The 25,315-nt window shown below is 68.8% G+C and carries 26 protein-coding genes and 1 other RNA gene; 12 read left to right on the top strand and 15 right to left on the bottom strand.

The annotated features are described in order from the left end of the window. Positions 1–262 precede the first annotated feature (262 nt). The 5 genes from ABJD39_RS14940 to ABJD39_RS14920 all read right to left on the bottom strand — a co-directional run bounded on the left by ABJD39_RS14940 (position 263) and on the right by ABJD39_RS14920 (position 4,484). On the bottom strand, positions 263–796 hold the full coding sequence (locus tag ABJD39_RS14940; RefSeq protein WP_348610426.1) for a helix-turn-helix domain-containing protein: 534 nt from the start codon (positions 794–796) through the stop codon (positions 263–265). Between the two features lie 69 nt (positions 797–865). Further along, the gene (locus tag ABJD39_RS14935) at positions 866–1,852 is read right to left on the bottom strand and encodes a D-2-hydroxyacid dehydrogenase (RefSeq protein WP_348610423.1); all 987 of its coding nucleotides are present in this window, start codon (positions 1,850–1,852) and stop codon (positions 866–868) included. A gap of 83 nt (positions 1,853–1,935) precedes the next feature. Further along, positions 1,936–2,652 carry a fumarylacetoacetate hydrolase family protein gene (locus ABJD39_RS14930; RefSeq protein ID WP_348610420.1) on the bottom strand — a complete coding sequence of 239 codons (717 nt, stop codon included), beginning with the start codon at positions 2,650–2,652 and terminating at the stop codon, positions 1,936–1,938. A 59-nt stretch (positions 2,653–2,711) separates the two neighbouring features. Continuing rightward, positions 2,712–4,016, bottom strand: a complete 1,305-nt coding sequence (gene aceB / locus ABJD39_RS14925; protein ID WP_348610417.1) for a malate synthase AceB — start codon at positions 4,014–4,016, stop codon at positions 2,712–2,714. 96 nt (positions 4,017–4,112) lie between these two features. Beyond that, entirely contained in the window at positions 4,113–4,484 is a 372-nt protein-coding gene (locus ABJD39_RS14920; protein WP_348610414.1) for a VOC family protein, read from the bottom strand. 156 nt (positions 4,485–4,640) lie between these two features. Here ABJD39_RS14920 and ABJD39_RS14915 point away from each other — a divergent pair, with 156 nt between their 5' ends. Further along, on the top strand, positions 4,641–7,679 hold the full coding sequence (locus ABJD39_RS14915; RefSeq protein WP_348610411.1) for an FAD-binding and (Fe-S)-binding domain-containing protein: 3,039 nt from the start codon (positions 4,641–4,643) through the stop codon (positions 7,677–7,679). Between the two features lie 27 nt (positions 7,680–7,706). On the opposite strand, the gene asd is transcribed toward ABJD39_RS14915, so the two are convergent. Next, complete coding sequence (gene asd / locus ABJD39_RS14910; protein WP_348610408.1) at positions 7,707–8,747, bottom strand: aspartate-semialdehyde dehydrogenase; 1,041 nt, start codon at positions 8,745–8,747, stop codon at positions 7,707–7,709. A 188-nt stretch (positions 8,748–8,935) separates the two neighbouring features. After that, positions 8,936–10,117: a cystathionine gamma-synthase gene (locus ABJD39_RS14905; RefSeq protein WP_348610405.1), complete on the bottom strand. Its 1,182-nt coding sequence runs from the start codon at positions 10,115–10,117 to the stop codon at positions 8,936–8,938. 171 nt (positions 10,118–10,288) lie between these two features. Between ABJD39_RS14905 and ABJD39_RS14900 the strand changes: the two genes are divergently transcribed. After that, a complete protein-coding gene (locus ABJD39_RS14900) occupies positions 10,289–11,401 on the top strand; it encodes a pyridoxal-phosphate-dependent aminotransferase family protein (RefSeq protein ID WP_348610402.1) in 1,113 nt (370 codons plus the stop codon). Positions 11,402–11,444: 43 nt separating this feature from the next. On the opposite strand, the gene ABJD39_RS14895 is transcribed toward ABJD39_RS14900, so the two are convergent. Then, positions 11,445–12,065, bottom strand: a complete 621-nt coding sequence (locus tag ABJD39_RS14895; RefSeq protein ID WP_348610400.1) for a DUF7509 family protein — start codon at positions 12,063–12,065, stop codon at positions 11,445–11,447. A gap of 98 nt (positions 12,066–12,163) precedes the next feature. Here ABJD39_RS14895 and ABJD39_RS14890 point away from each other — a divergent pair, with 98 nt between their 5' ends. Continuing rightward, positions 12,164–12,577, top strand: coding sequence for an ArsR/SmtB family transcription factor (locus ABJD39_RS14890; RefSeq protein WP_348610398.1), 414 nt, complete (start codon positions 12,164–12,166; stop codon positions 12,575–12,577). A 238-nt stretch (positions 12,578–12,815) separates the two neighbouring features. Here the strand turns inward: ABJD39_RS14890 and ABJD39_RS14885 are convergent, their stop codons facing one another. Next, the gene (locus ABJD39_RS14885) at positions 12,816–13,289 is read right to left on the bottom strand and encodes a GNAT family N-acetyltransferase (protein ID WP_348613663.1); all 474 of its coding nucleotides are present in this window, start codon (positions 13,287–13,289) and stop codon (positions 12,816–12,818) included. A gap of 377 nt (positions 13,290–13,666) precedes the next feature. Here ABJD39_RS14885 and ABJD39_RS14880 point away from each other — a divergent pair, with 377 nt between their 5' ends. The 3 genes from ABJD39_RS14880 (at position 13,667) to ABJD39_RS14870 (ending at position 16,857) form a co-directional block, all read left to right on the top strand. After that, positions 13,667–14,044 carry an archease gene (locus ABJD39_RS14880; RefSeq protein WP_348613662.1) on the top strand — a complete coding sequence of 126 codons (378 nt, stop codon included), beginning with the start codon at positions 13,667–13,669 and terminating at the stop codon, positions 14,042–14,044. A gap of 75 nt (positions 14,045–14,119) precedes the next feature. Then, positions 14,120–15,304 carry a DoxX family protein gene (locus ABJD39_RS14875; protein ID WP_348610396.1) on the top strand — a complete coding sequence of 395 codons (1,185 nt, stop codon included), beginning with the start codon at positions 14,120–14,122 and terminating at the stop codon, positions 15,302–15,304. 35 nt (positions 15,305–15,339) lie between these two features. Then, positions 15,340–16,857, top strand: a complete 1,518-nt coding sequence (locus ABJD39_RS14870; protein WP_348610393.1) for an RtcB family protein — start codon at positions 15,340–15,342, stop codon at positions 16,855–16,857. 186 nt (positions 16,858–17,043) lie between these two features. On the opposite strand, the gene ABJD39_RS14865 is transcribed toward ABJD39_RS14870, so the two are convergent. Continuing rightward, the gene (locus tag ABJD39_RS14865) at positions 17,044–17,442 is read right to left on the bottom strand and encodes a hypothetical protein (protein WP_348610390.1); all 399 of its coding nucleotides are present in this window, start codon (positions 17,440–17,442) and stop codon (positions 17,044–17,046) included. Between the two features lie 101 nt (positions 17,443–17,543). Between ABJD39_RS14865 and ABJD39_RS14860 the strand changes: the two genes are divergently transcribed. Continuing rightward, the gene (locus ABJD39_RS14860; RefSeq protein WP_348610388.1) at positions 17,544–17,936 is read left to right on the top strand and encodes a nuclear transport factor 2 family protein; all 393 of its coding nucleotides are present in this window, start codon (positions 17,544–17,546) and stop codon (positions 17,934–17,936) included. Next, positions 17,936–18,157 carry a hypothetical protein gene (locus tag ABJD39_RS14855; protein ID WP_348610385.1) on the top strand — a complete coding sequence of 74 codons (222 nt, stop codon included), beginning with the start codon at positions 17,936–17,938 and terminating at the stop codon, positions 18,155–18,157. Before ABJD39_RS14860 ends, ABJD39_RS14855 begins: the two co-directional genes overlap by 1 nt. 72 nt (positions 18,158–18,229) lie before the next feature. Here the strand turns inward: ABJD39_RS14855 and ABJD39_RS14850 are convergent, their stop codons facing one another. Continuing rightward, positions 18,230–19,234 carry a zinc-dependent metalloprotease gene (locus ABJD39_RS14850; RefSeq protein WP_348610382.1) on the bottom strand — a complete coding sequence of 335 codons (1,005 nt, stop codon included), beginning with the start codon at positions 19,232–19,234 and terminating at the stop codon, positions 18,230–18,232. 133 nt (positions 19,235–19,367) lie between these two features. Between ABJD39_RS14850 and ABJD39_RS14845 the strand changes: the two genes are divergently transcribed. Then, positions 19,368–20,762 carry an NAD(P)/FAD-dependent oxidoreductase gene (locus ABJD39_RS14845; protein WP_348610379.1) on the top strand — a complete coding sequence of 465 codons (1,395 nt, stop codon included), beginning with the start codon at positions 19,368–19,370 and terminating at the stop codon, positions 20,760–20,762. A 47-nt stretch (positions 20,763–20,809) separates the two neighbouring features. Here the strand turns inward: ABJD39_RS14845 and ABJD39_RS14840 are convergent, their stop codons facing one another. The 3 genes from ABJD39_RS14840 to ABJD39_RS14830 form a co-directional block, all read right to left on the bottom strand. Then, positions 20,810–21,082 (bottom strand): DUF7111 family protein, encoded by a 273-nt coding sequence (locus ABJD39_RS14840; protein WP_348610376.1) that lies wholly within the window; start codon positions 21,080–21,082, stop codon positions 20,810–20,812. A 137-nt stretch (positions 21,083–21,219) separates the two neighbouring features. Then, positions 21,220–21,534, bottom strand: an RNA gene (ffs, locus tag ABJD39_RS14835) — signal recognition particle sRNA. Between the two features lie 74 nt (positions 21,535–21,608). Then, positions 21,609–22,022 (bottom strand): DUF7548 family protein, encoded by a 414-nt coding sequence (locus ABJD39_RS14830; protein WP_348610373.1) that lies wholly within the window; start codon positions 22,020–22,022, stop codon positions 21,609–21,611. Positions 22,023–22,167: 145 nt separating this feature from the next. Here ABJD39_RS14830 and ABJD39_RS14825 point away from each other — a divergent pair, with 145 nt between their 5' ends. From ABJD39_RS14825 to ABJD39_RS14815, 3 genes are read left to right on the top strand one after another with little or no spacing between them, the layout of a single operon-like run. Further along, positions 22,168–23,325: a thiolase C-terminal domain-containing protein gene (locus ABJD39_RS14825; protein WP_348610370.1), complete on the top strand. Its 1,158-nt coding sequence runs from the start codon at positions 22,168–22,170 to the stop codon at positions 23,323–23,325. Next, entirely contained in the window at positions 23,322–23,759 is a 438-nt protein-coding gene (locus tag ABJD39_RS14820; RefSeq protein ID WP_348610367.1) for a nucleic acid-binding protein, read from the top strand. Before ABJD39_RS14825 ends, ABJD39_RS14820 begins: the two co-directional genes overlap by 4 nt. A gap of 22 nt (positions 23,760–23,781) precedes the next feature. After that, positions 23,782–24,195, top strand: coding sequence for a hypothetical protein (locus tag ABJD39_RS14815; protein ID WP_348610364.1), 414 nt, complete (start codon positions 23,782–23,784; stop codon positions 24,193–24,195). A 53-nt stretch (positions 24,196–24,248) separates the two neighbouring features. Here the strand turns inward: ABJD39_RS14815 and ABJD39_RS14810 are convergent, their stop codons facing one another. Further along, positions 24,249–25,277 (bottom strand): DUF7547 family protein, encoded by a 1,029-nt coding sequence (locus ABJD39_RS14810; RefSeq protein WP_348610361.1) that lies wholly within the window; start codon positions 25,275–25,277, stop codon positions 24,249–24,251. Between the last annotated feature and the right edge of the window lie 38 nt (positions 25,278–25,315).

The raw sequence follows: 25,315 nt of genomic DNA, 5'->3' as shown, positions 1-25,315 counted from the left end.
CCGCCGGGGGCGAAAAAGCGTGTGCCCGCGGCAGCATCGATCGCTGCTCGGTCCGCGACCGCCGTGATCCGAGCGTCCCTTATCGGCGGTTCGCCCGCAAGCTCGCCGCCCTCCTGCCGAGACGCGCGCTTTGCGCGCGTCTCGTGTTCTTCATGGGCGGAGCGGCACAGGACCGCTCCGCCGCGATCCGGGGTCTCGCTTCGCTCACGGCTCACTCCGTTCGCCGTTCGCAACGAGGCACTCACTTCGTTCGTGCCTCGCCTTACTCGTCGACGAGGGTCACATCGAGCGCCTGCTCGATGCCACGAACCGTCGACCCGCCGACGCCGGCGCGGGCCGCCCGCCCGTCCTCGACGGCGTGAATCTGATCGGCGTCGACGCCGACCTCGGCCGCGAGGTCCTCGGCGGTCATTCCCGCGTCCTGACGCGCCTCGGTGACGACTTCGCCGTACCCCTTCACGAGGTACGGGAGGCGGTCCTCCTCGTAGTCGGTCCCCTCCTCCTCCCAGTGACGCGAGTCGCCGGTGGAGGCGTCCATCGCCTTCGCCACGTTCTGGGCCGCGCGCTTCTTCCGGTTCGGCTCGTCGGCGCCGCGGCCGCCGCCTCCGCCGCCCCCGCCAGCACGGCCGGATCCGCCGCTGCGGGCGTTGTCGTCGTGGGGCGCACAGTCGCCGCAGACTAACAGCCGCGCGCCGGCGACGTTCGCCTCCGACAGGCTGGTGTCCTCGCGTCCGCATAGCTCGCACGCGTCGCCCGATCCGCCGCCACCGCCGCTCCCGGTGGAGTACTTCGCCATATCCCCTGCTACGTCCGCCGAGGGATAAAACCGTGTTCCGTCCGAGGGGCGACAACGAGCCCGCTCGGATCAGACGACGCGGTTCTCCAACTCGTGAACGTCGTCGCCGTCGGCGACTTCCTCGCCGGCAGCGGTACCGGCGGCGTCGGCCAGCCGTTCGACGTTGCCGGCGAGGATGTCCGCGACGCGCTCGAAGTACCGCGGCGTGTGCCCCGCGTTATGCGGGGTGATCCGAGCGTCGTCGAGCCCCCACAGCGGGTGGTCCTCCGGGAGCGGTTCGGGGTCAGTCACGTCGAGGAACGCCCCGCGGATCTGGTTCCACCGAAGCGCGTACACCAGGGCGTCGGTGTCGACGACGGGCCCGCGGGCGATGTTCACGAGCGTCGCGTGCGGCGGGAGCGTCCGCAGCGCCTCGCGGTCGATCAGCCCCTCCGTCGTGTCCGTCAGCGGGCACGCGAGCACGAGGTGATCCGTGCGGGCGAGCACCTCGTGGAGGTCGTCGAAGCCGTACACCTCGTCGACGGGGCCGCCCTTCCCGGGCGTGTAGCGCACGCCCAGCGTCTCGACGCCGAACGGCTCCAGCCGCTCGGCGATCGCGGTGCCGATGGCTCCCAGCCCGACAACTGTCACTGTCGAGTCGTACAGCTCGCGCGTGCGGTACGCGCGCCACTCACGGCGGTCCTGCTGGCGGGTCGCCCGTCGGAAGTCGCGCGCGAGCGAGACGAGCGCGCCGATCACGTACTCCGAGATGTTGGGCGCGTGGACGCCCGAGGCGTTCGTGACGGCGACGCCGGCGTCCTCGAAGGCGTCGAGATCGAGGTGGCCGACGCCCGCGTACACGCCCGCAAAGAGGCGAAGCGACTCGGCCTCGTCGAGGTGTTCCTCCGCGGCGGCGCCCTCGCCGGTGACGACGTCCGCGGTTCGGATCAGTTCGCGTTCCCGCTCCGGGGTGTCCGCGAGGACGACCTCGTGGTCGGGGAGCCGCTCGCGGAGCAGGTCGACGTACTCCGACGCCGGGTGGCCGTGGATCTTCTGTCTGGTGACGACGATTCGCATGCGCGGCGCCACGAGCGGCCCCAACTTAATCGCGCCGACAGCGGACCGCCCGCGGGTGACCGTGGGGATCGGTTCGACGAGGATCAGTCGCCGGCGACGACCTCGTTCACGAGCGTGCCGACGCCCTCGTAGGTGATCTCGACGCCGTCGCCCGGCTCGACGAGGCCGGGGTTCGCCGGCGACCCGAACGCGACACAGTCGCCCACGCGGAACGCGAACCGCTTCGAGAGGTACGAGACGATCTCGTGCGGGTCAAACAGCATCAGCTCGGTGTTGGCCTCCTGGCGACGCTCGCCGGCGACATCGGTGTACATGTTCATGTCCGTCGGGTCGACGTCGGTCTCGATCCACGGGCCGAGCGGCCCCGACGCGGTGAACGCCTTGCGCGCCGTGCGCCCCTGCTGGTCGAGCGCGTCCACGTCGTTCATCACTGTGTATCCCCGGACGGCGTCGGGCACCTCCTCGGGCGCGAGATCCGAACACGGCTCGTCGATGACGGCGACGAGTTCGCCCGCGTATGTGAGTTCGTCAGTCCACTCGGGGTACGGGATCGGATCGCGGTGGCCGACGACCGAGTGCGGCGGCTTGATGAAGAAATCGGGCTCCTCGGGGCGCTCGTAGTCCATCTGATCGAGCGTCGCCGCGAAGTTCCGGCCGACGCAGAACAGCGCGTCCGGGTCGCAGGGCGCGAGCAGGTCCGCCTCGTCGACCTCGTACTCGGCGTCGTCGGTGACCAGCGTTCCGTCCCGGTACTCTCCCTCGCGGACTCCGTCGGCGGTACGGGCGCGTGCGATTCGCATGGGGCCGACTGCGGGTCGGAGCGCGAAAAAGGGCGGCGGTCCGGGGAGCGTGGCCGGTCTCAGTTCCCGACCTGCGTCGCGCGCTCGACCACGTCGGAGCCGTAGATCTCCGCCAGCTCGTCGTGCTGGTCCGGGCGGTGCTCGTACACGTCCTGGAACAGCGTGATCGGCGTCTGAGCGGCCTGATAGGTCGCCTCGTCCCACATCCGGTCCTTGCTGAGGTCGACCTCGACGCCGTCGATGGCGAGCGTCGCCGACTGGGTCATCGCGATGGCGCCCTTGCCGGCCTCCTTGGCCGCCTCGAACTCCTCCATCGACTCGACGATGTCGTCCATGCTCGGGACGTAGGAGGTGCGATCGAGCAGTTCCTCGCGGAGTTCGTCCTCCGTCAACTCGTGTTCGTCGCCGTCGATCACGAGCACGTACGAGCCGCCCGATTCCGACAGCGACACCTTGTTGCCGTCGTACACCTCTCGGCCGTCCTCGCTCGCGAGTTCGACCTCGTCGCCCCCGACTTCCAAGAGCCACGTGCCGGTCTTCGGCGGGAGCGGCGCTTTGTTGGCGACCTCCACCTGCTTGGGCGTGAGCGACCAGATCCCGGTCATCCCCTTCGCGCGGTTCGCCTCCATCCGCTCTTTGTACCCCTCGATGTCGCGGATGTTGTCGTACGGGCCGTCGACGGCGATCAGGCCGGCCGCGCTGGCGCCGCGGGACGTGTTGTGGCGAAGTTCGGGCCACTCCGGCAGCTCGCCCGTGGGCGTCATCGCGCGCATGTCCTTCGTGTAGTCGACCTCGCCGTCGACGAGCATGAACATGCGCTCCAGCGTGTTCGAGGGCTTGCCCATCTCGTCTCGGATGCGGTTGAGGGCGATCTCGGCCTCGCCGGACTCGACGATGACCGACATCGAGAGGCTCCCCTCCTCAAGCCCGTGTTCCGCCTCGATCTGCTGGAAGGCCTCGTCGGCCTTCTTCCAATCGTCGATGTCGCCGACCTCCGGGATCACGAACCCGTCGATGTTCTCGACCGCGCCGTTTGCGGGGTCGGCGATCTCGCGAATGTACTCGAAGCCCGCGAGGCGCTTCTCGGCGTCGTCGCGGTGCCAGACGACGCGCGGGTGGATCTCCCCGGGGAAGTCGGCTCCCTTGTCGGCGACCACCTCGATGATGTTCTGGACGCCCTCGTCGCGCATCGACGGCGCCGTCGCGTCCTCGTTGTCCGGGACCCACACGTCGGGCGCCTGGATGCCGCGAAGCCCCGCGGCGCTGCGGATCATCTTCGCCGAGTCGTCCTCCCCCTGAACGGCCGTCGGCGACGTGAAGAACGTTCGAACGAACTCCCGTTCGTAATTCCGTTGTACGGTCATGTATGCAGGTTTCACCCACTCGTGGTAGTGTGATAAACGTTAGTCCCAGACACAGTATTGCCCACGGAGGACGCCCCCGAGGTCGCCCGGGCCGCCTCACTCCAGCGGCTGGACCAGTTCGACGGTGTGCCCGTCCGGGTCCTTCAGGAACGCCGTGCGCGCGCCAGCCGCGGGCTGGTCGGCAGGCTCCTTCACGACGCCGTGGTCGTCGATACGATCGAACGCGGCGTCGACGTCGTCCACCTTCACCGCGAAGTGGTCGTACGCGGTCCCCTCCTCGAACTCGTCGTCGCCCTCGGTGTCCGACAACTGGAGTTCGACGCCGTTCTCGTCGGCGACGTAGAGGTTTCGGGTGTCGCCGTCGGGCGTCGTGAACTCCCATGACCGCTCGAAGCCGAGGTTCTCCGCGTACCAGTCGGCGGCGCGCTCGGCGTCGGCGACGTTGAGACAGACGTGAATGAACGCCATGTGTGAGATCCGCGCACCCACGGACATAATCGTTCGCGTCGGCGCAACTCGGGCGTCGTAGCGATCCGAACGACCGGGTCGTTCGATGGCCGATCGGACCGTTGGATGGCAAATGTTGACAAAGGCCTTTTACACGATTGTTCCTTCGGGTCATCTATGGCAACGCACGACCCGGGGACCGACGAACGATGGGAGACATCCGCCGCATCGCTGGGATACGATCGGCCGGACGTGGAGGAGTACGCCAAGCTGGCGTCCGATCTGCGGGATCGCGTCGCCGGCGAGGTCCAGTTCGACGAGTACGCGCAGGTGTTGTACGCGACCGACGGCTCCATCTACCAAGCGGAGCCGGCGGGCGTCGTCTGCCCGCGCGACGCCGACGACGTCGTCGCGACCCACGAGGTCGCCGCCGAGCACGGGGTGCCGGTGCTTCCGCGAGGAACCGGGTCGTCGCTGGCGGGCCAGACCGTCGGGCCCGGCTGCGTCGTGATCGACACCACGAAACACATGGACGACATCGTCGACGTCGACCCAGCAGCGCAGGAGGCGACCGTCCAGCCGGGCGTCGTGCAGGACCACCTCGACGCGCGGCTGGCGGAGGACGGCCTGAAGTTCGCGCCCGATCCGGCCTCCTCCGGGCGCGCGACCGTCGTGGGCGGCATCGGAAACAACTCCACGGGCGCCCACTCGGTGCGATACGGGATCACGGACGCCTACACCGAGGAGTTGGACGTTGTGCTCGCGGACGGAACCCGGATCCACACCCGCGAGGTCGTCCTCGGCTCCGAGGAACACGAGGAAATACTCGACCGCGAGGGTATCGAAGCGGAGCTGTACCGCACCGTCGAGCGGCTCGTCCGGGACAACGAGGCCGAGATCGACGAGAAGTACCCGAACCTGAAGCGGTCGGTGTCGGGGTACAACCTCCACAAGGTGATCGACGAAAACGACGACGGCGAGGAAGTCATCAACCTCTCGAAGCTGTTCGTCGGCGCGGAGGGAACCCTCGGGACGATCGTCGAGGCGACCGTCTCGCTGGTCACCAAGCCCGAGGAGACGGCGTTAGCGCTGTACTGCTTCGACGACCTCGTCGACGCGATGGAGGCGGTTCCGGTCGCGCTGGAGTACCCGGTGAGCGCGGTCGAGTTGATGGACGACGAGGTGTTCCGCCTCGCCCGCGAGTCGACCGAGTACGCGCAGTACGAGGAGCCGATCCCGGACGGCGCGGCGGCGGCGCTGATGTTGGAGTGGGACTCGGAGGTGGTGGACGACTTCGAGGCTGCGATGGCCGACACGACCGAGGAGTTCGTGACGAACGGCGCCGCCTTCGACGTGCTGGAGGCGTACTCCGAGGAGGAACAGGAGAAGCTCTGGAAGCTCCGGAAGGCGGCCATTCCCCTCCTGATGAGTCTGCAGGGTGACCCCAAGCCGTACCCGTTCATCGAGGACGCGACGGTGCCGCCCGCGGAGTTGGCCGAGTACGTCGGCGAGTTCGAGGAGGTGCTGGCGGACCACGGCACCTCCGCCGCCTACTTCGCACACGCCGGCTCGGGGACGCTCCACATCCGGCCGATCCTGAACCTCAAGCAGGACGAGGGCATCCAGAAGATGCACTCGATCACCGACGACGTGACCGACCTCGTGCTCGACCACTTCGGGGCGTTCTCCGGGGAGCACGGCGACGGGCTCGCGCGCACCGAGTTCAACCCCAAGATGTACGGGGAGGACCTCTGGGGGGCGTTTCAGGAGCTGAAGTCCACGTTCGACCCCGACTGGCGGATGAACCCCGGAAAGGTCGTCTACGTCGACGGCGAGACCGCCGCCGAGCGGGGCTACCCCGACTCCGCCGCCGACACGGACATGCGCGAGAACCTCCGCTACGGCGCCGACTATACCTCGATCGAGCCCCAAACCGCCCTCGATTTCGACGACGAGGGCGGGTTCTCTCATCTCGTCGAGCTGTGCAACGGCTGCGGCACCTGCCGGGAGACCGAGGGCGACGTGATGTGCCCGACGTACCGTGCCTCCGGCGAGGAGATACAGGCGACGCGCGGGCGCGCCAACATGCTCCGGGCGGCCATCTCCGGGGAACTGTCCGAGGACGAGATCCACTCCGACCGCTTCCAGGAGGAAGTGCTCGGCCTGTGTGTCGGCTGTAAAGGCTGTATGTCCGACTGCCCGACCGGCGTCGACCTGGCGAAGCTCAAGGCGGAGGTGAAACACGAACACCACGAGGAGGAGGGCGCGGGCCTCCGCGAGCGCGTCTTCGCGGACATCGACGCGGCCAGTCGGATCGGCAGCGCGCTCGCGCCCGTCGCCAACGCGGCGACGAAGCTTCCAGGCGCGCGGACGGTGATGGAGAAGACGCTCGGGATCGCCAGCGACCGTGAACTTCCGACTTTCACGCGCGACACGTTCCGCAGGCGCTGGGAACGCCGCGGCGGCGCCGCGGTGAGCGCCGCCGAGGCGGACGCGCGGGTCGTCCTGTTCCCGGACACGTACACGAACTACAGCATGCCCGACGCGGGGATGGCCGCCGTCGAGGTGCTGGAGGCGGCGAACGTCCACGTCCGCGTCCCCGACGACCTCGCGGCGTCGGGACGGGCGGCCTTCTCGAGCGGCTTCCTGGAGAAGGCGCGTGAGCGCGCCGCAGAGAACGTCGAGCGGCTCGAATCCCTCGTCTCGGAGGGGTACAGTGTCGTGTTCGTCGAGCCGTCCGACGCCGTGATGTTCCAGGACGAGTATCTGGACCTGCTCGACGGCGACGCCGTCGAGGCAGTCTCGGCCGCCAGCTACGGCGTGCTGGAATACGTCGATACTGCCCGGCTCGACGAGACGATCGAGTTCCGCGAGGCGCCCGAGGCCGGCGAGGCGATCGCGTATCACGGTCACTGCAATCAGAAGTCGCTGAACAAGGACCACCACGCGGTCGGAGTGTTGCGCCGCGCCGGCTACGACGTCGACCCGCTGGACACCACCTGCTGCGGGATGGCCGGGAGCTTCGGCTACGAGGCCGAACACTACGAGCTGTCGAAGGCGATCGGGTCGCTGCTGTTCGAGAAGGTCGACGAGAGCCCCGCGGAGGCCGTCACCGCCCCAGGCGCCTCCTGTCGGTCGCAGTTAGGCGATCGGGAGGGGACAGGCGAACAGCCGCCGCACCCGATCGAGAAGGTGGCGGCCGCGCTGGCGGAGTAAGTCAGGACCGAGCGACCGCCCGCCCGCTCAGATCCAGCCTTCGCTGGCGAGCAGTTCCCCGTTGAGCAGCGAGGCACCCGCGGCGCCGCGGATCGTGTTGTGCGCGAGGCAATTGTACTTCACGCCCCCGGGCGTCGACTGAACGCCGCCGGCGACGACCTGCATGCCGTCGCCGCGCATCCGGTCCATCCGGGGCTGCGGACGCTCCGGCTGGTCGTCGCCGAAGACGTGGATGAGCTGATCCGGGGAGGACGGGAGGTCGGCACCCGGGAACGACTCCATCGCCGCGCGAACGTCCGCGGGGGCAGGGTCGTCGGCGAGTTCGGCGAACACGTTCTCCAGGTGGCCGTCGATCGTCGGGATCCGGTTGCACGAGGCGGCGACCTCGGCGGAGTGAAGCGACAGTTCCGCGCCGTCGAAGTCGCCGAGGAGCTTGCGGCTCTCGGTCTCCATCTTCTCCTCCTCGCCGCCGATGTGGGGGATGGCGTTGTCGATGATCTCCATCGACGTGACGCCGTCGTAGCCCGCGCCCGACACCGCCTGCAGGGTCGACACCTGCGCGCGCTCGAGGCCGAACTCGTCGAGCGCGGCCAGCGTCGGCACCATCGTGATCGTCGAGCAGTTCGGGTTCTTCACGAGCGCGCCGTCCCAGCCGCGTTCGTCGCGCTGGACCTCGATCAGGTCGAGGTGGTCCGGGTTGATCTCGGGGATCGTGAGCGGGACGTCCTCGGCCATGCGGTCGTTCGAGGAGTTCGAGGAGACCACGTAGCCCGCCTCACAGAGACCGGGTTCGATCTCGGCGGCGACGCCCGAGGGAAGCGACGAGAACAGCAGGTCGATGTCGTCCGGGATCTCCGTGGGGTCGGTCGCGCGGACGGTGCTGTCCCGGACCTCCTCCGGAATGGCGGAGTCGAGGCGCCACTTGGCCGCCTCGCGGTACGGCTTGCCCGCCGAGGACTCGCTGGCGGTCAGACACGCGATCTCGAACTGCGGGTGGCCGTCGAGCAGTTGAATGAACCGTTGGCCCACGGCGCCGGTGGCGCCGAGGATACCGACTCGATGAGTCATTGTGTGTCGCTGTGTCACACGCGAATAAGACCCTTCGGATACGGGGAGGGACGGCGAGGATTGCCGCAGCCGCGGTCCGTCGGTACTGACCGTGGGGCGGCGAGAACTCGTCGGCGTGCGCCCGCCGTTCCCGATGGATCGTCGGTCGGCTCCGGCGACAACTCACCCGGACTCGTCGTTCCGCGCGACTACTCCCGCGCGGCGTCGAACGCCGCGTCCAGATCCGCCTTCATGTCCTCGACGTGTTCGACGCCGACGGAGACGCGGATGAGCCCGTCGGTGAGCCCGGCCGCCTCCCGCTCTTCCCTCGGGATGGCCGCGTGGGTCATCGCCGCGGGCTGCTCGATGAGGCTCTCGACGCCGCCGAGGCTCTCGGCGAGCGTGAACACCTCGGTCCCCTCGACGACGGTACTCGCCTGCTCCAGCGTGCCGTCGAACTCGAACGAGAGCATGCCGCCGAAGTCGTCCATCTGATCGCTCGCCAGGTCGTGCTGCGGGTGAGAGTCGAGCCCCGGGTAGTAGACGCGCTCGACGGCCTCGTGGTCGTCGAGCCACGCCGCGAGGTCGCGGGCGTTCTCGCAGTGGCGGTCCATCCGCACGGGGAGGGTCTTGGTTCCCCGGAGCACGAGAAAACAGTCGAACGGCGACGGCGTCGCGCCCACCGAGTTCTGGTAGAAGCCGATGCGCTCGTCCAACTCGGCGTCGTCGGTCACGAGCGCGCCGCCGACCACGTCCGAGTGGCCGCCGAGGTACTTCGTCAGCGAGTGGCTCACGATGTCGGCGCCGTGCTCCAGCGGGCGCTGGAGGTACGGCGTCGCGAAGGTGTTGTCGACGGCACACAGGGCGTCGTGCTCGTGGGCGATGTCGGCGAGGGCCTCGATGTCGTTGACGCGCATCAGCGGGTTGGTCGGCGTCTCGACCCACAGGAGTTCGGTCTCCTCGCGCATCGCGTCGCGGACGGCGTCGTGGTCGGTGGTGTCGACGAAGTCGAACTCGAGGTCGTACTCCTCGTACACCTGCGTGAAGATCCGGTGGGTGCCGCCGTACACGTCGTCGCCGGTGACGACGTGATCGCCCGCGGACAGGAGATTGAGCACAGTGTTGATCGACCCCATTCCCGAGGAGAACGCGCGGCCGAACTCGCCGCCCTCCAGCGCCGCGAGGTTCGCCTCCAGGTCGGTTCGGGTGGGGTTCCCGGTGCGGCTGTACTCGTAGCCGCGGTGGTCGCCGGGACCGTCCTGCTCGTAGGTGGAGTTGGCGTAGATGGGCGTCATCAGCGCGCCCGTCTCGGGATCCGGCTGTTGGCCCGCGTGGATCGCGGCCGTCTCGATGCGGAATCGGCTCTCGTCGGCGTCGCCGTCGTCGGTCATATGGGTGCCGACGGTAGCGGTCGGCGTGATTCTTGCCATTCTCGCGTCCACCCCGCCCGCAGGGCCATTGGTCGACGGGGACCTCGGTTACCCGCCGTCGCGGTACCGGAGTTGGGGGAATCACAAACACCTTGCCGCCCGGCCCCGGAGCCACGGGTATCAGGTGATTTCGTGACCGAGAAACGCGAGTACACGGACGACTACCCCGAGAAGACGCTGTACATCCCCGGCCCGACGGAGGTCCGCGAGGACGTGATCGAGGAGATGGCCCAGCCGATGTTCGGCCACCGGATGGACCGGATGACGGACCTGTACACGACCATCGTCGAGGACACGAAGGAGTTCCTCGGCACCGACAACGAGGTGATGATCCTCACCGCCTCCGGGACCGAGTTCTGGGAGGCGTCGACCCTGAACCTCGTCGACGAGAACATCCTCGTGCCGACGTGCGGGAGCTTCAGCGAGCGCCACGCCGACGTCGCCGAGCGACTCGGTAAGAACGTGGACCGCCTGGAGTACGAGTGGGGGGAGGCGATCAAGCCGGCGGACATCAGCGAGCACCTCGAGGAGAGCGACACACACTACGACGTGGTCGCGACCGTAATGAACGAGAGTTCGACCGGCGTCCGCAACCCGATCGAGGAGATCGGCGACGTGGTCTCGGAGTACCCGGACACGTACTTCGTCGTCGACGCCGTCTCCGCGCTCGGGGGCGACTACGTCGACATCGACGCCCACGGCATCGACGTGATCTTCGCGTCGACGCAGAAGGCGTTCGCGATGCCGCCGGGGCTGGCGGTGTGTGTCGTCAGCGACGAGGCGTACGAGCGGGAACTGGAGACGGACTCCGCCTCGTGGTACGGCGGCTTCCAGCGCGCGCTCGACTACTACGACCGCAAGGGACAGACCCACTCGACGCCGGCGATCCCGATCATGCTGGCGTACCGCAAGCAGATGAAGTACATGCTGGAGGAGGGCCATGAGGAACGCGACGCCCGACATCGCGAGATGGCCGAGTACACCCGCGAGTGGGCCCGCGAGCACTTCGACATGTTCCCCGAGGAGGGGTACGAGTCGCAGACGGTCGCGTGCATCGAGAACACGCAGAACATCGACGTTGCGGCGACGATCGATCGCGTGAGCGAGGAGTACGACATGGCCTTCTCGAACGGCTACGGCTCACAACTCGGTGAGGAGACGTTCCGCATCGGCCACATGGGCGAGCACGACGTGGAGTCGATCAAGGAGCTGACGGACGCCATCGAGGACGTGGCGGGGCTATGACGGAGGTCTCCTGTCCGGACATTTCCTGACCGCTTCCCGCAGCTCACTCCAACCGGCTGAGTTCGCCCCGGCGTTCCTGCTGCATGATGCCGCCCGCGAAGAATCGGAGTGTTCGGACGAGGTCCGCCTCCGTCTCGTACGTTTCGACCCGCAGGTCCCACCGCACCCGTGCGGAGCGGATCATCGCGCTCGTCACGTCGTCCTCGTGGACGAAAACCAACCGATCCCCATGCGTTTCCGAGAGCGCCTCGAGGACGCTCCCGGCCTCCTCCCCGACGCCGAAATTGTGTCCAAGAAACGGGAGGACGAACGCCGTCGCGTTACTACATTTCGTGTATTCGATGCTCTGTGTCGCCGCGTCCACGTCGTCGGTGTCGACACCGACATCGAGAGCCAGAAACGCGTTTATCCCCGGCGTGACTCGGAGTTCGCCCTGTACCCGGCGCAGGAGTGCCTGCGCCGCATCGATATCCGTTTTGTTCCGAAAGAGCCGACGCAGCGGTCCCGGGAGGTCGTCGACATCGATCTCGCGGCGCTCCTCCTCGCTGAGCACGTAGTTGAGATTGAAGGATTTGTACGGGCCCATCAGGTAGAACAGGAACCGATCGTATTTCACGTGGCCCAACCGCTCGACGATCAGGTCTCGTGTGATCTCTCCCGTCACGGTCGGCTGTGCTCACGGGTAGTATTTAAAATAGGGCGTTTTTTAGAACCTTCGGCTTGAGAAACTCTAAGAGTCACTCCCCCGTACTCCCGAGTAGGATGGCGACGAACCACTCGGAGGCGGTCGGTGGTCGGGTTCCGGAAGACCCGGACGACCTGCTCCCGGACGAGAGCGTCCTCACGCTCGACGAGTACCTCGCGATGCACGCTGCCGTCGGCCACCGCACTCGCTATGAGGTCCTCTACCGCCTCGTCCACACCGGGCCGATGAGTCCGACGGAGTTGGAGGACGCGCTCGACATCGATGACAGTACCCTCCACTACCACCTCAACAAGCTCGTCGAGGTCGGACTCATCGAAAAGCGACAGCGTACCGAGCGTGGACAAGACGGACTGTACACCTACTACCGGGCGACCGTCTTCGGTGACGTGACGCTCACGGAGGGGGTCGACGAGTTGATCCGCGGCGAACGGGAGTTCGACGAGCTGTACGACAGTTCGACCGGCCGCTAACCCGAAGCGGATACTCGGCGGACGAAGTGTCGCCCGGAACACTAACGAGCCGGCCTCATCCCGAGGCGGCGTGCCGCGTCGGCCGGTAAACCCTCGTGCCGGGCGTCCGCGATCGCGGCTCGCGGCGGGCCGTGTGTCGCGCGCCCGGGTTCTCCGCACCGTCATCGCACCCTGGCGGGTCTACTGGGGCGGGGACTGAAGGCGCGCACGGGCAGATACGCGGCGGCGGTACAAACCGCTACCGGAGGAACTTCGAGAGCCGATCCCTGAGCGACGAGTCGTCGCCCAGCTTCAGATAGAACGCGTCGCCGCCGTCCTCGTAGTAGTTCTCGATGCGGCGGACGACCTGAAAGCCGATGTGCTTGTAGAAGTCCAGCGCCGCCTCGTTCGTCGTCCGCGCGTGACACGACACCGAGCGGTTCCCCTCGGCGATCTCGGCGACGAGGCGCTCGCCGTAGCCGCGTCCCCGGACCCGCGGCGCGACGGCGAGAAACAGGATGTAGCCGTCGCGGCGCGCGGACGCGAAGCCGACGAGCTCGTCGTCCTCGACGAGCAGGTGGCACTCGGCCCGCTTGTAGGCGTTCATGAAGAAGCCGCGGCGCTGCTTGAGGACGCCCTCGCGCTCGCGGATCTCCTCTTTCAGCGCCCAGGCGGCCTCGGCGTTGGCGGCCTCCCCGGGGGGGTCCATGCGCTTCTCGACGTTGACGCTCACGTGGGTGGTCATACTGCTGAGGTGCATTTAACTCCACCGTCGGCGGGGCTCTCCGCCGGACGCGCGCTCGCTGACCGTAACAGCGGAAGCAGCACCGTTTGTAGGTCCATCGCTCATTCGGATCGGTACTGTCGAGTCGGTCTCCCGACCGGCCGAGCGGGTCGGTCGATTGGGCGTTGTGAAGCGCGTTCGTCACCGGAGTGGCGGTAGTCGTGCCGTTGATGCTCCCGCTCATCGTGTTTAACAGCCGGTGGTGCGAACACGGTATCGAACCCGTGATCGACGATCCCGAGCGAACAGATCAGGAAGTCGACGCTGAGCCGAACAGTGATGTCGACGCGAGCGGCCGGTTCGAACTCCGCGAGCACACCGCCGACGTGGCCGTCGCGGCGACCGCGGACTCCCTGGGGGGCGTGTTCGCCGCCGTGGCGGAGGGACTGACCGCAGCCATGTGTGATTCGATCCCGCCGACCGGCGACCGCTTCGAGATGCGCGTTCGGTCCGAGTCGCTGGAGGCGGCGCTGTTCGACTACCTCGACGAGTGCATCTACGAACGGGACGTGCGTGGCGTGTTACCGTTTGACTATCGAGCGACCGTCCGCCGCGACGGGGACGAGTGGGTCGTCGAGGCCACCGCGCGTGGCGTCCCCCTGACGGATGTCACCGCACGCGATGTGAAGGCGGTGACGTACTCGGAGATGGAACTCGTGGAGACCGACGACGGATGGCGCGCATACGTCGTCTTCGACGTCTGAGTATCTGTTCCGCCGTGGAGGGTGCATGTGAGTTAGTCACAGGATTTACCATCTCAGCGCCCGGGGCTGCACACGATGGACCCGCGTTCTCGGCACCGCCCCACCGCGTTCGCCGTGTACGTCGGTGCGCTCGCCGCGCTCGTCGCCGGCGCGTCGGGCGTCGCCGCCGCACACGTAGAGTACGTGACCGACGCGGAGAACGGCGACCCGATCGCGTTCCTAGCGGCCGCGCTGTCTGACCCCGTGGTCGTGCTGGCACTCGGTGCCGGGGGCGTCGGCGTGATCGGGACGATGGCGGGATATCTCCGAGTTCGACCGCTCCGCGACGACGTGGCCGCGATACGGCGGGCGCTCGTCGACTACGCGGACCTGCTCCCGTGGTTGCTCAGGCTCAGTATCGGACTGCCGATGGTCGGCGCCGGCTTCGCGGGCTACCTGTTCACACCGCTAGTCACGGCCGCCGACACCGCGGTCCCGGTTCGGCTGTTCGGCGTCGCCGTCGGGTTCGCGCTGTTGTTCGGTCTCGCGACGCGACTCGTCGCGGGAATCGCGCTGGCGTCGTATCTGGTTTTACTGCCGCTGCATCCCTCGATGTTCTTCGCGTTCGAGTACGTCGCAGGTCTCCTCGCGATCGTGCTCGTCGGCGGGGGTCGACCGAGCGCCGACCACGTCATCGCGCGGCTGGCGGCGAACAAAGAGACCGTGTACTCCCGGTTCGATCCGTTTCACCGCAGCGTCGCCGTCCCGGTCGGGGAGTTGATCGACCCGTACCGGAAGTTCGTCCCGACAGTCGTCCGGGTCGGGATGGGTATCGTCTTCATCTACCTCGCCCTCGCCGAGAAGCTGCTCACGCCCGGGAAGGCACTCGCAGTCGTCGAGCAGTACGGCCTGTCGACGCTACTACCCGTGCCGCCGGAGTTGTGGATACTCGGCGCGGCCCTCACCGAACTGTTCCTCGGCCTGTTGCTCGTGCTCGGACTGTTCACGCGCGCCGCTTCGAGCGCGGCGTTCGTCGTGTTTACGACCACGCTGTTCGGGCTCGCGGAGGACCCGGTGATCGCGCACATCTCGCTGTTCGGCCTGGTCTCGGTGCTGCTCGTCACCGGGGCCGGACCGCTCTCGATCGACACGACCGTCTTCAGGTCGACGAACGAACGAGGCACTCCCGAGATGGGTCCGGACGCCGTACGCGCCGCCGCATCGGAGTCGTCCGGGACCGGACGGTCGGCCGGGCGGCGTCGGCGTGACGCCGAGCGGTAGTAACGCTATTCCGTGCGCCAACGGGAGCTACGGACATGACAGACACGGCCGAGACCCGCGAGTACGACGGGATCGAACTCCGCAAGGTTCGGGAGTTCGTCTGGGAGATCCCACAGGAGGGGGAGATGAACGCTCCCGCACGCGTGCTCGCGAGCGATCCACTCCTCGAACAGATCGGCGACGACAAGACGCTCCAACAGCTCCGCAACGCGACACATCTCCCGGGGATTACCACGTACGCCGCGTGCATGCCCGACGGCCACCAAGGATACGGCTTCCCCGTCGGCGGCGTCGGCGCGACCGACGCGAGAGATGGCTGTATCTCCCCGGGAGCGGTCGGTTACGACATCAACTGCGGCGTCCGGATGATCCGGACGGAGCTCACGTACGAGGACGTGCAGGGCAAAGAAGAGGAACTCGTCGAGAGCCTCTTCGCGAACGTCCCCTCGGGTCTCGGCGGCGGCGGGATCGTCGAGGGCGACGCCGACACCGTCGAGGCGGTGCTCGAACGGGGGATGGAGTGGGCGCTGGAGGAGGGGTACGCCACCGAAGACGACCTCGCCCACTGTGAGGACGAGGGCCGTCGCCCCGACGCGCGCCCCGAATTCGTCTCCCAGAAGGCGAAAGATCGCGGCCGGAACCAACTCGGGAGCCTCGGCTCGGGGAACCACTTCCTCGAGGTTCAGCGCGTGACCGACGTGTTCGACGAGGCCGTCGCCGACTCGTTCGGCCTCGAAGAAGACCAGATCGTCGTGTTGATCCACTGCGGGTCACGCGGACTGGGTCACCAGGTGTGCACCGACTACCTCCGGAAGATCGAGAAACGGCACGCCGACCTGCTCGAATCGCTTCCCGACAAGGAGCTCGCGGCCGCGCCCGCCGGCTCGGAGCTGGCCGACGAGTACTACGGCGCGATGTGCGCGGCGATCAACTTCGCGTGGGTGAATCGGCAGCTCATCACCCACCGGACGCGCCGCGTGTTCGAACGCGTGTTCCGTGCGGACGCCGAGGAACTCGGGATGGAACTCCTCTACGACGTGGCCCACAACATCGCGAAGAAGGAGACCCACGAGGTCGGCGTCGACGACGACGGCACCGCCGTCCCCACGGAGGAGGCTGTCGCTCACGAGGAGCGCGAACTGTACGTCCACCGCAAGGGCGCCACGCGCGCGTTCCCGGCCGGCCGCGAGGAAGTCCCCGCGGCCTACCGCGACGTGGGACAGCCGGTCATCATCCCCGGGAGCATGGGCGCCGGCAGCTACGTGCTCGTCGGCGGCGACGAGTCGCTCGCGCAGACCTTCGGCTCGACGGCACACGGCGCCGGTCGCGTGATGAGCCGCACCGCCGCCAAGCAGGAGTACTGGGGGGAGACCGTCCAGGACGAACTCCGCGATCAGGACCACATCTACGTGAAGGCACAGTCGGGCGCGACGGTCGCCGAGGAGGCGCCCGGCGTGTACAAGGACGTCGACGAGGTCGTCCGCGTGAGCGACGCGCTCGGCATCGGCGACAAGGTGGCGCGTACGTTCCCCGTCTGCAACATCAAGGGGTAGCCGCTCGCTCGGTGAGCGTGGGGCTGACAGGCGACGCCCCGCACCGTCCACGACACGCGGCGTCGCACACCCGCGCTCGCGCCGTGGTGACCGTCACGTCACAGGGACGGTGGTTCCGGATTCGTATTTGAACGTTCGGGGCGGGGGCGACCGTGATCGCTTCGCGGGGATGTGCTCCGTCCGGAGTCAGTAGAACCCACCCGTCGGACCGGAAGGACCGTCCGGTTTCTCGGGTCCTCGCGGCGACTTCGGTCCGCGATCCTCCGCGAGTTCGACCCGTTCACCGTCCGTTTCGGCGCGTCGCGGATCGATCTCGCGGCCGTTCTCGAACTTCACGAACGAAAGGTAGAATCGTTTCCCGCAGCCCTCGGCGTCCGCAGCGTCCTCGCCCGCCGGCGACGGCCCCTCGCCGCAGACGAACGCGACACCGTCGGCGGCGCCGTCCTCGAACGGCTCGTCGGGGGCGGCGTACTCCCACCCCTCGAACGGGTACGGCGTGACGGCCTTATCGGAGAGGTAGCCGTCGCGCTCCAGTTCGACGAGCGTGCCGCAGTGGGGACAGTAGTAGGTAACCGGATAGCTCATACCGGATCCGAGGGGCCGGCGGCACTTGCCTTCGTCGGCGACGGCGCCCCGCGGCTCCCGGAACGCGGATTTCAAGCCCCCGGCCCCCCAGTCGAGATCCAATGACACCCGAGGAGACGGTCCGGGCGTACTACGACGCCCTCCGCGCGGGCGAGGCGCTCGCGCCGTTCTTCGTCGAATCGCCGGCGACCGTGAAAGTGGGGATCAGCGAACGGCTCGTTGGGTACGCCGAGATCGCCAACGCCCTGCGCGAACAGACACGGACGACCGAGGACTGGAGCGTTCAGAGCTACGACTTGCAGGTCATCGAACGCGACGGTGGCGCCGCCGTCGCCGACGCGGTGTCGCTGTCGTGGTACGACACCGAGGCGTTCGCCGAGCGCTCGTTCGAGACGCGCTGGAGCGGGACGCTCCTTCCCGACGACGACGGGTGGGCGTTCGCGGGGATGCACGTCTCGGCAGCGACCGACATCGATTCGGGTGTCGATCGCTGATGGTCGGTCCGAGCATCACGAAGGAGAAGCGGGACGCGACGAACCGACGGCTCAAGGTCGGCATGGTCCTCCTTATCGGCGTCTCGGGCGGGCTCGTGTCGTTACAGGCGGAGCCGACGCCGGCACAGATCGCCACGGCCGTCGCCGTCTCGCTCCTCATCGGTGTGGCGTTGACGTGGTTCGTCGTGCGGACGCTGAAGGAGTACTCGCCCAAGCGGTAGCCGGCCCGGCAGGCCGGAGAGGAATCGGTCGAGCGACCGCGGTCGCGGCGACTGCGGCTGCCGCACCCGCAGTCACGCGACCCGGCGGATCCACGCGTCGGGGTCGTCGAGTTCCGCGTCGGTCGGGAGGTTCCCGGGCCGCTCCCATACCAGCGAGGCGGTCCGGAGATCCGTCTCGTCCGCGACGGCCGCGAAAAACGCCGCGCCGCGCTCGTACTGTCGACGCTTCATGCCGAAGCCGAGCAGTCGCTTGAACAGGTTCGTGATCGGGTCGCCGCCCTGGCGACGCGCGTCGAGTTTCGCGCGGAGGTCGTCGTACTCGTCGTCGAACGCGCGGTCCATGAGGAGTTCCGCGTACCCCTCGACGGCCGTCATCGCCGTGTTGAGGTCGGCGAACGAGTCGATCGGGCCGCCCCCGTCGCGACCGGGGCGAGCGAGTTCGAGCAGCGACGACTCGTCGGTCACCGACGCGATCCCCGACTCCAAGCGGTCCTCGAGATACCCCGGCAGCCACGGCGCCGCCGCGAACTCGGCGGCGTGGGCGACCTCGTGAAAGGCGATCCACCGGCGGAACCGCGGGTAGCCGACGTTCAGGTCAACCGCCACCTGCTGGATGTTCGGCCGGACGAAGTACAGCCCGTGGTCGGTGGGATCGGCCTCCGCGAGCAACAGCGGGTCGTACTGGCCGAGGACGTTCCGAGCGAGGAACGCGACCGTCACGGCCATCGTCCCGGTGTTCAGCGAGCGTGCCACGCCCGGGACGCCCCCGCCGGTCGCGGTGTCCTCCAGCGGACGAAGCACCCGGCGGAAGGTGTCGACGTTCGCGTCGATCCAGTGGTGGCGGTGTTGCACCTCGATGCTCCCCGGAAGGTCGAAGTCGACGCCGGAGGCCGCGCGAAGACCATCACGGGCGGCCCGCACGTCGTCGGCGAACGCCTCACGTTCGGCCGGCTCAACCCGCAGGTCGCCCGGCTCACAGCCGCCCTTGGCCGCCTCCGCGACGGCGTCCCAGTCGATGGCGCCGTCGGTCGCGTCCGCCGCGCCGGCGATCGCGCGAACGCTCCGCGAGAGATCCATACGACGATTCCGCCGTCTGTCGGGATAGGCCTTCCCCCGCCGCGGCGCGCTCCGGATCGACGGACGCAGTACTGCGACGAGCCGGTCGGTGTGCTTCGGACGATTTAAGAGCGATCCGCGGTCCGATCGGAGCATGCAACGAGTCGACGTCGCCATCGTCGGCGGCGGACCGGCGGGATCTGCCGCCGCCCACGCCGCCGCCGCTCGCGGGGCCGACGCCGTCGTCTTCGAGAAGGGCGTCCCCCGGGCGGACCGGGAGCGACTCGGCCCGGACTCGACCGACGCCGCCGGCATCCTCGACTACTGGGTCGACATCATGGGGATCCACCCCGACGAGTTCCCCGAGGGCGTCATCCAGGACGAACTCGACCGCGCGGAGTTCGTCGGACCGACCGAAGCGTGTACTCTCCGCTCGACCGGCATCGAGTCGAGCTACGACGGCTTCGGCTACACGATGCACCGCGCGCGCTTCGACGACTTCATGCGCGATAGAGCGGAGGACGCCGGCGCCGAGTACCGCGTCAAGGCGTCCGTGAAGGACGTGGAGACGGACCTCTCGGCGGGCGTCGGCGGCGACGACCCGCGCCACGTGCTCTCGCTGGCCGGCGGCGACGAAGTCGGCGCGGACTTCCTCGTGCTCGCGGACGGTCCCCAGCGCACGGTGACGAACCGCGTGCTCGATCGGTACCTCCCCGACGGGCGGAAGGCCTCCGAGCGCCTCGCCTCGACCGAGAACAACCACATCGCCTACCAGGAGTACCGGAAGTTCCCGCGGGAGGTGTACGATGAGGTCGACGGCGCGATCACGTTCTGGTGGGGCGTCATGCCCGGGCACACCGCCTACCCGTGGGTGTTCCCGAACGCCGAGCGGGTCTGCCGCGTCGGGCTGACGATGCCCATCGGGATGGACCTCGACGAGGTCGAGGACAGGGAGGAGTACGCGCTCATCCGCGAGGACGACGAGCGGATCCCCTCCGGGAAGGAGTACGTCCGCCGGATCCTCGAGCGCGAGTGGGGCGACGAGTACGACATCGAGGAGGACTTCCCCCTCGTCGAGGACGCCGGCAAGAGGAACGGCACGGAGACGTACCCGATCTCCTCGACGAACCCGATCGACAGCCCCGTTGAGGCGGGCGTCTGCGTGACCGGCGGCGCGATGGGCACCACTAGCGCCTTCCACGAGGGCGGCGACCACGTCGCGGTACGTACCGGCGCCATCGCCGGCGAGTTGGCAGCCGAGGGCGACGTGTCGGGATACAACGAGCGGTGGAAGGACGCCATCGGCGACGAGCTGCTTCGCAACGTCGCGCTCGCGGAGCTGTGCCGCGGGTACGGGCCGGACGACTGGGACGACACGTTCCGCATCGGCCGGGAGATGCTCGCCGGCGACGGTGGGGTCGGGATGTTCGAGCAGAAGTTCAGCGCCGGCTGGGGCGCGACGAAGCTCCTCCTGCGGTACCAGTGGATCAAGTGGCGGAACCGCGGCGGGCGGTACGTCCAGTTGACCGAGGACGAGTACGCGTACTGAGTCGCTGCTGCGTCGCTACTGCGTCCGCCGCGGCGGCCGGGTCCCGCTCACATTCCCATGTCCGCCGCCTCCTCCGGGACCGGGAGGTCGTGGACCGCGACGCCGAGCAGTTCCGCGACGTGGTCCAGCGCCATGTCGAAGCCGTAGTAGCGCTCCAACTCGTCGCCGGCGGCGCCGCCGTCGCGAACTTTCAGCATGGCGTACCCCTCCAGGTTCTGTGCCACAGCCGCGCGGCGGCCGTCGCGCTCGAACGTCAGCAGGCGCTCGGTGTCGGTCTCCTCGTACGTCGCCGTGATGCCGTCGGCCTCGGCGCTGCTCATGGACGCGCTTGGGACGGCAGGTACTCGGCGGTTGCGGTCGCGACACGGCGCCAGCGACGCGGTTGAACGGCCCGAGGCACAGGGATCAGCCCGACGCGCGACGGCGCCACGGCTCGGCGGAGAGAAGACGAGATGAATGGCGGACGGACCGGAGTTGCCCGGGGGTTCCACCGTGGGGAATCCCGGTCGCTGACTCCGCCCCGCGGCCCGACGAGCGACGGACGTCCGGTGGTGGGCTGCTCGCTTCCGCGCCTGGCCCGGTTCCACCGACGAACCGGGGGAGAACACCCCTGCGGGTGCGTCCCGGCGGACCGTCGTCCCCGGCGGACGAGGCTTCTCCGTCAGCTTCCGAGGCCCGCGGTGGGCGCCCCGGACGCGTCCGGCGTTCGGTCCCCGCTAAAGACTCTATTGCGGGAGACGAGCAGGGCCTAACTGCCCGACCTAGTCCACTCCGAAGTAGTCCGGACCGACTTAAGGGCCTTGCGGTCCGGTTCGTCGAGGCGGCGACGGAATCGACAGCCGGCGGTCACACGACGGCGCTGGCGAACGCGCCCGCACTGAGCGGGACGAGCGCCGCGACGCCGACGACGAGCCAGCGGTGCCAGAGGATCCACGTCGCCGACTGCGGGAACGAGTAGAGGTTCTGCACGTCGACCGCCAGCGCCCACGCCACGGCCAACGCCAACAGTCCGAGGCCGGCGACGAGTGCGACGCCGGCGACGGTGCTGGCGGGCCGGCGCTCCTGGCGCCCCGAGAGAAAGACCACGACGAGGAGGACCGCGAGGAACGCGACGCCGGCGGCGCCGACGGTTCCGGAGGCGTAGTAGACGCCCAGCCCCGTTCCGGCGTCGGCGATGAGGACGAACGGTGCGGCCAACACGGAAAGCAGCGCGAGGCAGGCAGCGACGCCCGCGACGGGCGCGGAGTCGGCGAGGTTCATGCGATCGGATACCGGCCGGTGCGCACTTAATGTCCGGCGATCGGCCGCCCCGCCGGGGGAGCGATACGTGCGTGTCGAGGCCCGTCGCCCGGGTTCGGATCGCCCGAAGGGGAACGCCGAAGTGCTCCCCCGCGGAGAGGCAAGTATGGAAGACGTGGCAATCATCGGCGCGTCCATGACCCGGTTCGGGCAGCGCGACGCGTGGATCAGCGAGCTGTTGGCGGAGGCCGGGCAGGCCTGCCTCGAGGACGCCGAGGTGTCGGCCGACGCCGTCGACCACCTGTACGTCTCGAACATGGCCAGCGGGGAGTTCGAGGGACAGACGGGCGTGCCGAACGCGCTCGCACACGACCTGCAGGCGGTGCCCGCGTACACCGCCCGCATCGATCAGACCTCCTCCTCGGGCGGCGCGGGCATCTACGCGGCCTGGCAGTCGGTCGCCTCCGGCGCCTCCGACATGACGCTGCTCGTCGGCGGCGAGAAGATGACCCACCGCACGACCGCGGAGGCGACGGACGTGATCGCCTCGCTCACGCACCCCAGCGAGTACAAACACGGGCTCACGCTCCCCAGTTTCGCGGGGCTCACCGCACGGCTGTATCTGGAAACGTACGACGCGCCCCGCGAGAGCCTCGGGAAGGTCGCCGTCAAGAACCACAAGAACGGCGTCGACAACCCGCACGCCCAGTTCCGCAAGGAGGTCGACCTGGAGACGGTACTCGACTCGCCGATCGTCGCCGACCCGCTACGCCTGTACGACTTCTGTCCGATCACTGACGGCTCGGCGGCGCTCATGTTCTGTCCCGTCTCCGTGGCCGAGGAGCACGCCGACGAGTACATCCGCGTCTCCGGCATCGGCGGCGCGACGGACACCCACGTCGTTCACGAGCGCGCGGACCCGACGACGATGCGCGGCGTCGTCGAGTCCAGCGACCGCGCCTACGAGATGGCCGACCTGTCGCCCGACGACGTGGACGTGGCGGAGCTGCACGACATGTTCACCATCCTCGAGTTCCTCCAGTTCGAGGACCTCGGCTTCGCCGAGAAGGGCGAGGGGTGGAAGGCGATCGAGGAGGGACGTACCGAGCGCGACGGCGACCTCCCGATCAACACCTCCGGGGGCCTGAAGTCGAAGGGCCACCCGCTCGGCGCCTCCGGCGTCGCGCAGGCGTACGAGATCGTCCAGCAGCTCCGCGGCGACGCCGGCAAACGGCAGGTCGACGCGGACGTGGGGCTCGCGTGCAACGTGGGCGGGTTCGGGAACTGCGTTACCACCGCGATCCTCGAGGGGGTGGACGCATGAGCGACGACGACGCGACCCCCGGCGAAGACTCCGCGGACGCTGCGGACACCGGCGGCGCCGGCAACGACGCGCCCGCCTTCGAGGCCGCCCGCTACCCGGACGGCTCGATCACCTATCCCGCCCACCCGGTCGGGCCGGGCGGCGAGGAGCCCGTCGGAACGGTCGACCTGAGCGAGTACACCGCCGAGGTCATCACGTGGACCACGTCGACGGCGACGCCGCCGGGCGTGCGCGAGCCGAACCACGTCGCGATCGTCGAGTTCGACGTGGACGGCGAGCCCGTGCGCGCGATCGGGCAGGCCACGACGGGCGACATCGATATCGGCGACGAGGTCGAGCCGGTGTACTGCGAGCAGCTTCGCGATCCGGACGCCGGGATCCGCGAGCCCGCCAGTCAGGAGTGGGACGGGTTCCGGTTCCGTCCAGTCGAGTGATCGGGAGCGTGAGGACCGACCAGTGAGCGACGACGAGAACGGCGGTGTCGCCGTCAGGACGGGGATCGCGCTCGGCGTCCTCGGCTCGCTCGTAGCCGTTCGCGTCGCGCTGGCGCTGTTCGACGTGATCGACCCCGGGCCGGGAACCGCCATGTACCTCCTCGTCGGCGCGGTCGTCGCGGGCGCGGTCGCGGGGTGGGCACGGACGAGCCGCGGGCTCGTCACGCCCGCTGCCGTGTCCGGCGTCGTCTTCCTCGGCGCCACGGTCGCGACGTGGGCACTGTACGTGGCTCCGGAGTCGACGCCGACGCCCGTCGACCCGACGCCGCTCGGCTGGGTGCTGCTCGGATGGCCGGCGGTCGTCCTCGCGGGCGTCGCCGGCGGCGCGATCGAGGCGTATGCGAAAACGCGAGAGGGAAGCGCGGAACCGACCTGATCACGGGGTCACGGGACGAACTCTCACTGGGTCGCGGGACAGGATCCCCAGTGTCAGTCGCGATCTTCCGGGCCGGCGGTCTCGTCGCTGTCGGCATCGTCGCTGTCGTCGTTGCCGTCGCTGTAATCACCGTCGTCGCTGTCGTCGCCGTCGTCGCTGTCGCCTCCGGTATCGGAGTTCTCGGCGCCGGCGTCACCGCCGTCAACGTCTCCCGCGTGGTCGTCGTCGCCGTCCCGCATCTGGCGTTTGATCGACTCCAGCTCCGAGTCGACGTCGACTTCCGGGCGCGTGTCGTCGCCCTCGGCGTCGCGGTCGGATTCACTCAACTCGGCGGCGCCGTCGGACGAGTCGTCACCTTCGGACGCGTCGTCGCCGTCGTCCGTCGACTCGTCGGGGTCGCCGACCTCGATGGTGACCGGACCGTCGTCGCGCCCGCGGTCCGTCCGGCGTTCGCGGTCGCGCTCGCGGTCGACGACCTCCCGAGACTCACGGACACGGCGCTCCAGTTCCGCGCTCAATTCGCGCGCGTCGGCGACGAGGTCGCGGCTCTCCCCGTCCTCGGGGAGGTCCGCCTCCGAGAGCGTCTCGCGGAGGCGCTCAAGCGCGTCCGCCGTGTCGGTGGCCGCGCGGTCGGTCGCGGCGGTGACGCCCTCGCCCACCGCGTCCGAGAACACCGACCGGGCGATCCCGCGAGCATCGCGACGGTCACGACGTGAACCGCGTCCGCGACGCCGACGCGCGGGCGTCTCGCCTGGCGCGGCGAGATCGATGACTCCCCGGAGGAGTTCGAGCGCCTCGATCGTCGCCTCGAGGACGGCCACGACCGTGGGGATGGTGTAGTCGCTCGTGAAGCGGAACAGCTCTCCCGGAGCCGGGGGGCGAGGGGGACGGCGGCCGCGACCGCGCCGTTCCCAGCGATCCGCGGCGGGCCGTCGGTCGCGATCGCTCGCGGCTCGCTCGTCGCGATCGTCCGCACGGTCGCGCTCGGCGAGTTCCGCACGGAGATCCGACAGCGTCGCCTCCAACTCGGAGACGAGCGCCGCGAGGTCCTCGTCGTCCGGACCGCGGGAGGAGTGGCTCATGACGAGATGATTGGGCGCGTTCCGTGAAAAGGGTTCAC

This window comes from Halobaculum rarum (genome assembly GCF_040025155.1).
GTDB lineage: Archaea > Halobacteriota > Halobacteria > Halobacteriales > Haloferacaceae > Halobaculum > Halobaculum rarum.
This window is presented reverse-complemented; position numbering and strand designations above follow the sequence as displayed.

Excerpts from the sequence above, each read along its gene's own strand:
- ABJD39_RS14855 (WP_348610385.1), top strand. The coding sequence starts at position 17,936 with ATGGTCGGTCCGAGCATCACGAAGGAGAAGCGGGACGCGACGAACCGA.
- ABJD39_RS14915 (WP_348610411.1), top strand. The coding sequence starts at position 4,641 with ATGGCAACGCACGACCCGGGGACCGACGAACGATGGGAGACATCCGCC.
- ABJD39_RS14820 (WP_348610367.1), top strand. The coding sequence starts at position 23,322 with ATGAGCGACGACGACGCGACCCCCGGCGAAGACTCCGCGGACGCTGCG.
- ABJD39_RS14865 (WP_348610390.1), bottom strand. The coding sequence starts at position 17,442 with ATGAGCTATCCGGTTACCTACTACTGTCCCCACTGCGGCACGCTCGTC.
- ABJD39_RS14940 (WP_348610426.1), bottom strand. The coding sequence starts at position 796 with ATGGCGAAGTACTCCACCGGGAGCGGCGGTGGCGGCGGATCGGGCGAC.
- ABJD39_RS14870 (WP_348610393.1), top strand. The coding sequence starts at position 15,340 with ATGACAGACACGGCCGAGACCCGCGAGTACGACGGGATCGAACTCCGC.
- ABJD39_RS14875 (WP_348610396.1), top strand. The coding sequence starts at position 14,120 with ATGGACCCGCGTTCTCGGCACCGCCCCACCGCGTTCGCCGTGTACGTC.
- aceB (WP_348610417.1), bottom strand. The coding sequence starts at position 4,016 with ATGACCGTACAACGGAATTACGAACGGGAGTTCGTTCGAACGTTCTTC.
- ABJD39_RS14930 (WP_348610420.1), bottom strand. The coding sequence starts at position 2,652 with ATGCGAATCGCACGCGCCCGTACCGCCGACGGAGTCCGCGAGGGAGAG.
- ABJD39_RS14850 (WP_348610382.1), bottom strand. The coding sequence starts at position 19,234 with ATGGATCTCTCGCGGAGCGTTCGCGCGATCGCCGGCGCGGCGGACGCG.
- ABJD39_RS14840 (WP_348610376.1), bottom strand. The coding sequence starts at position 21,082 with ATGAGCAGCGCCGAGGCCGACGGCATCACGGCGACGTACGAGGAGACC.
- asd (WP_348610408.1), bottom strand. The coding sequence starts at position 8,747 with ATGACTCATCGAGTCGGTATCCTCGGCGCCACCGGCGCCGTGGGCCAA.
- ABJD39_RS14830 (WP_348610373.1), bottom strand. The coding sequence starts at position 22,022 with ATGAACCTCGCCGACTCCGCGCCCGTCGCGGGCGTCGCTGCCTGCCTC.
- ABJD39_RS14810 (WP_348610361.1), bottom strand. The coding sequence starts at position 25,277 with ATGAGCCACTCCTCCCGCGGTCCGGACGACGAGGACCTCGCGGCGCTC.
- ABJD39_RS14860 (WP_348610388.1), top strand. The coding sequence starts at position 17,544 with ATGACACCCGAGGAGACGGTCCGGGCGTACTACGACGCCCTCCGCGCG.
- ABJD39_RS14890 (WP_348610398.1), top strand. The coding sequence starts at position 12,164 with ATGGCGACGAACCACTCGGAGGCGGTCGGTGGTCGGGTTCCGGAAGAC.
- ABJD39_RS14935 (WP_348610423.1), bottom strand. The coding sequence starts at position 1,852 with ATGCGAATCGTCGTCACCAGACAGAAGATCCACGGCCACCCGGCGTCG.
- ABJD39_RS14905 (WP_348610405.1), bottom strand. The coding sequence starts at position 10,117 with ATGACCGACGACGGCGACGCCGACGAGAGCCGATTCCGCATCGAGACG.
- ABJD39_RS14845 (WP_348610379.1), top strand. The coding sequence starts at position 19,368 with ATGCAACGAGTCGACGTCGCCATCGTCGGCGGCGGACCGGCGGGATCT.
- ABJD39_RS14825 (WP_348610370.1), top strand. The coding sequence starts at position 22,168 with ATGGAAGACGTGGCAATCATCGGCGCGTCCATGACCCGGTTCGGGCAG.
- ABJD39_RS14920 (WP_348610414.1), bottom strand. The coding sequence starts at position 4,484 with ATGGCGTTCATTCACGTCTGTCTCAACGTCGCCGACGCCGAGCGCGCC.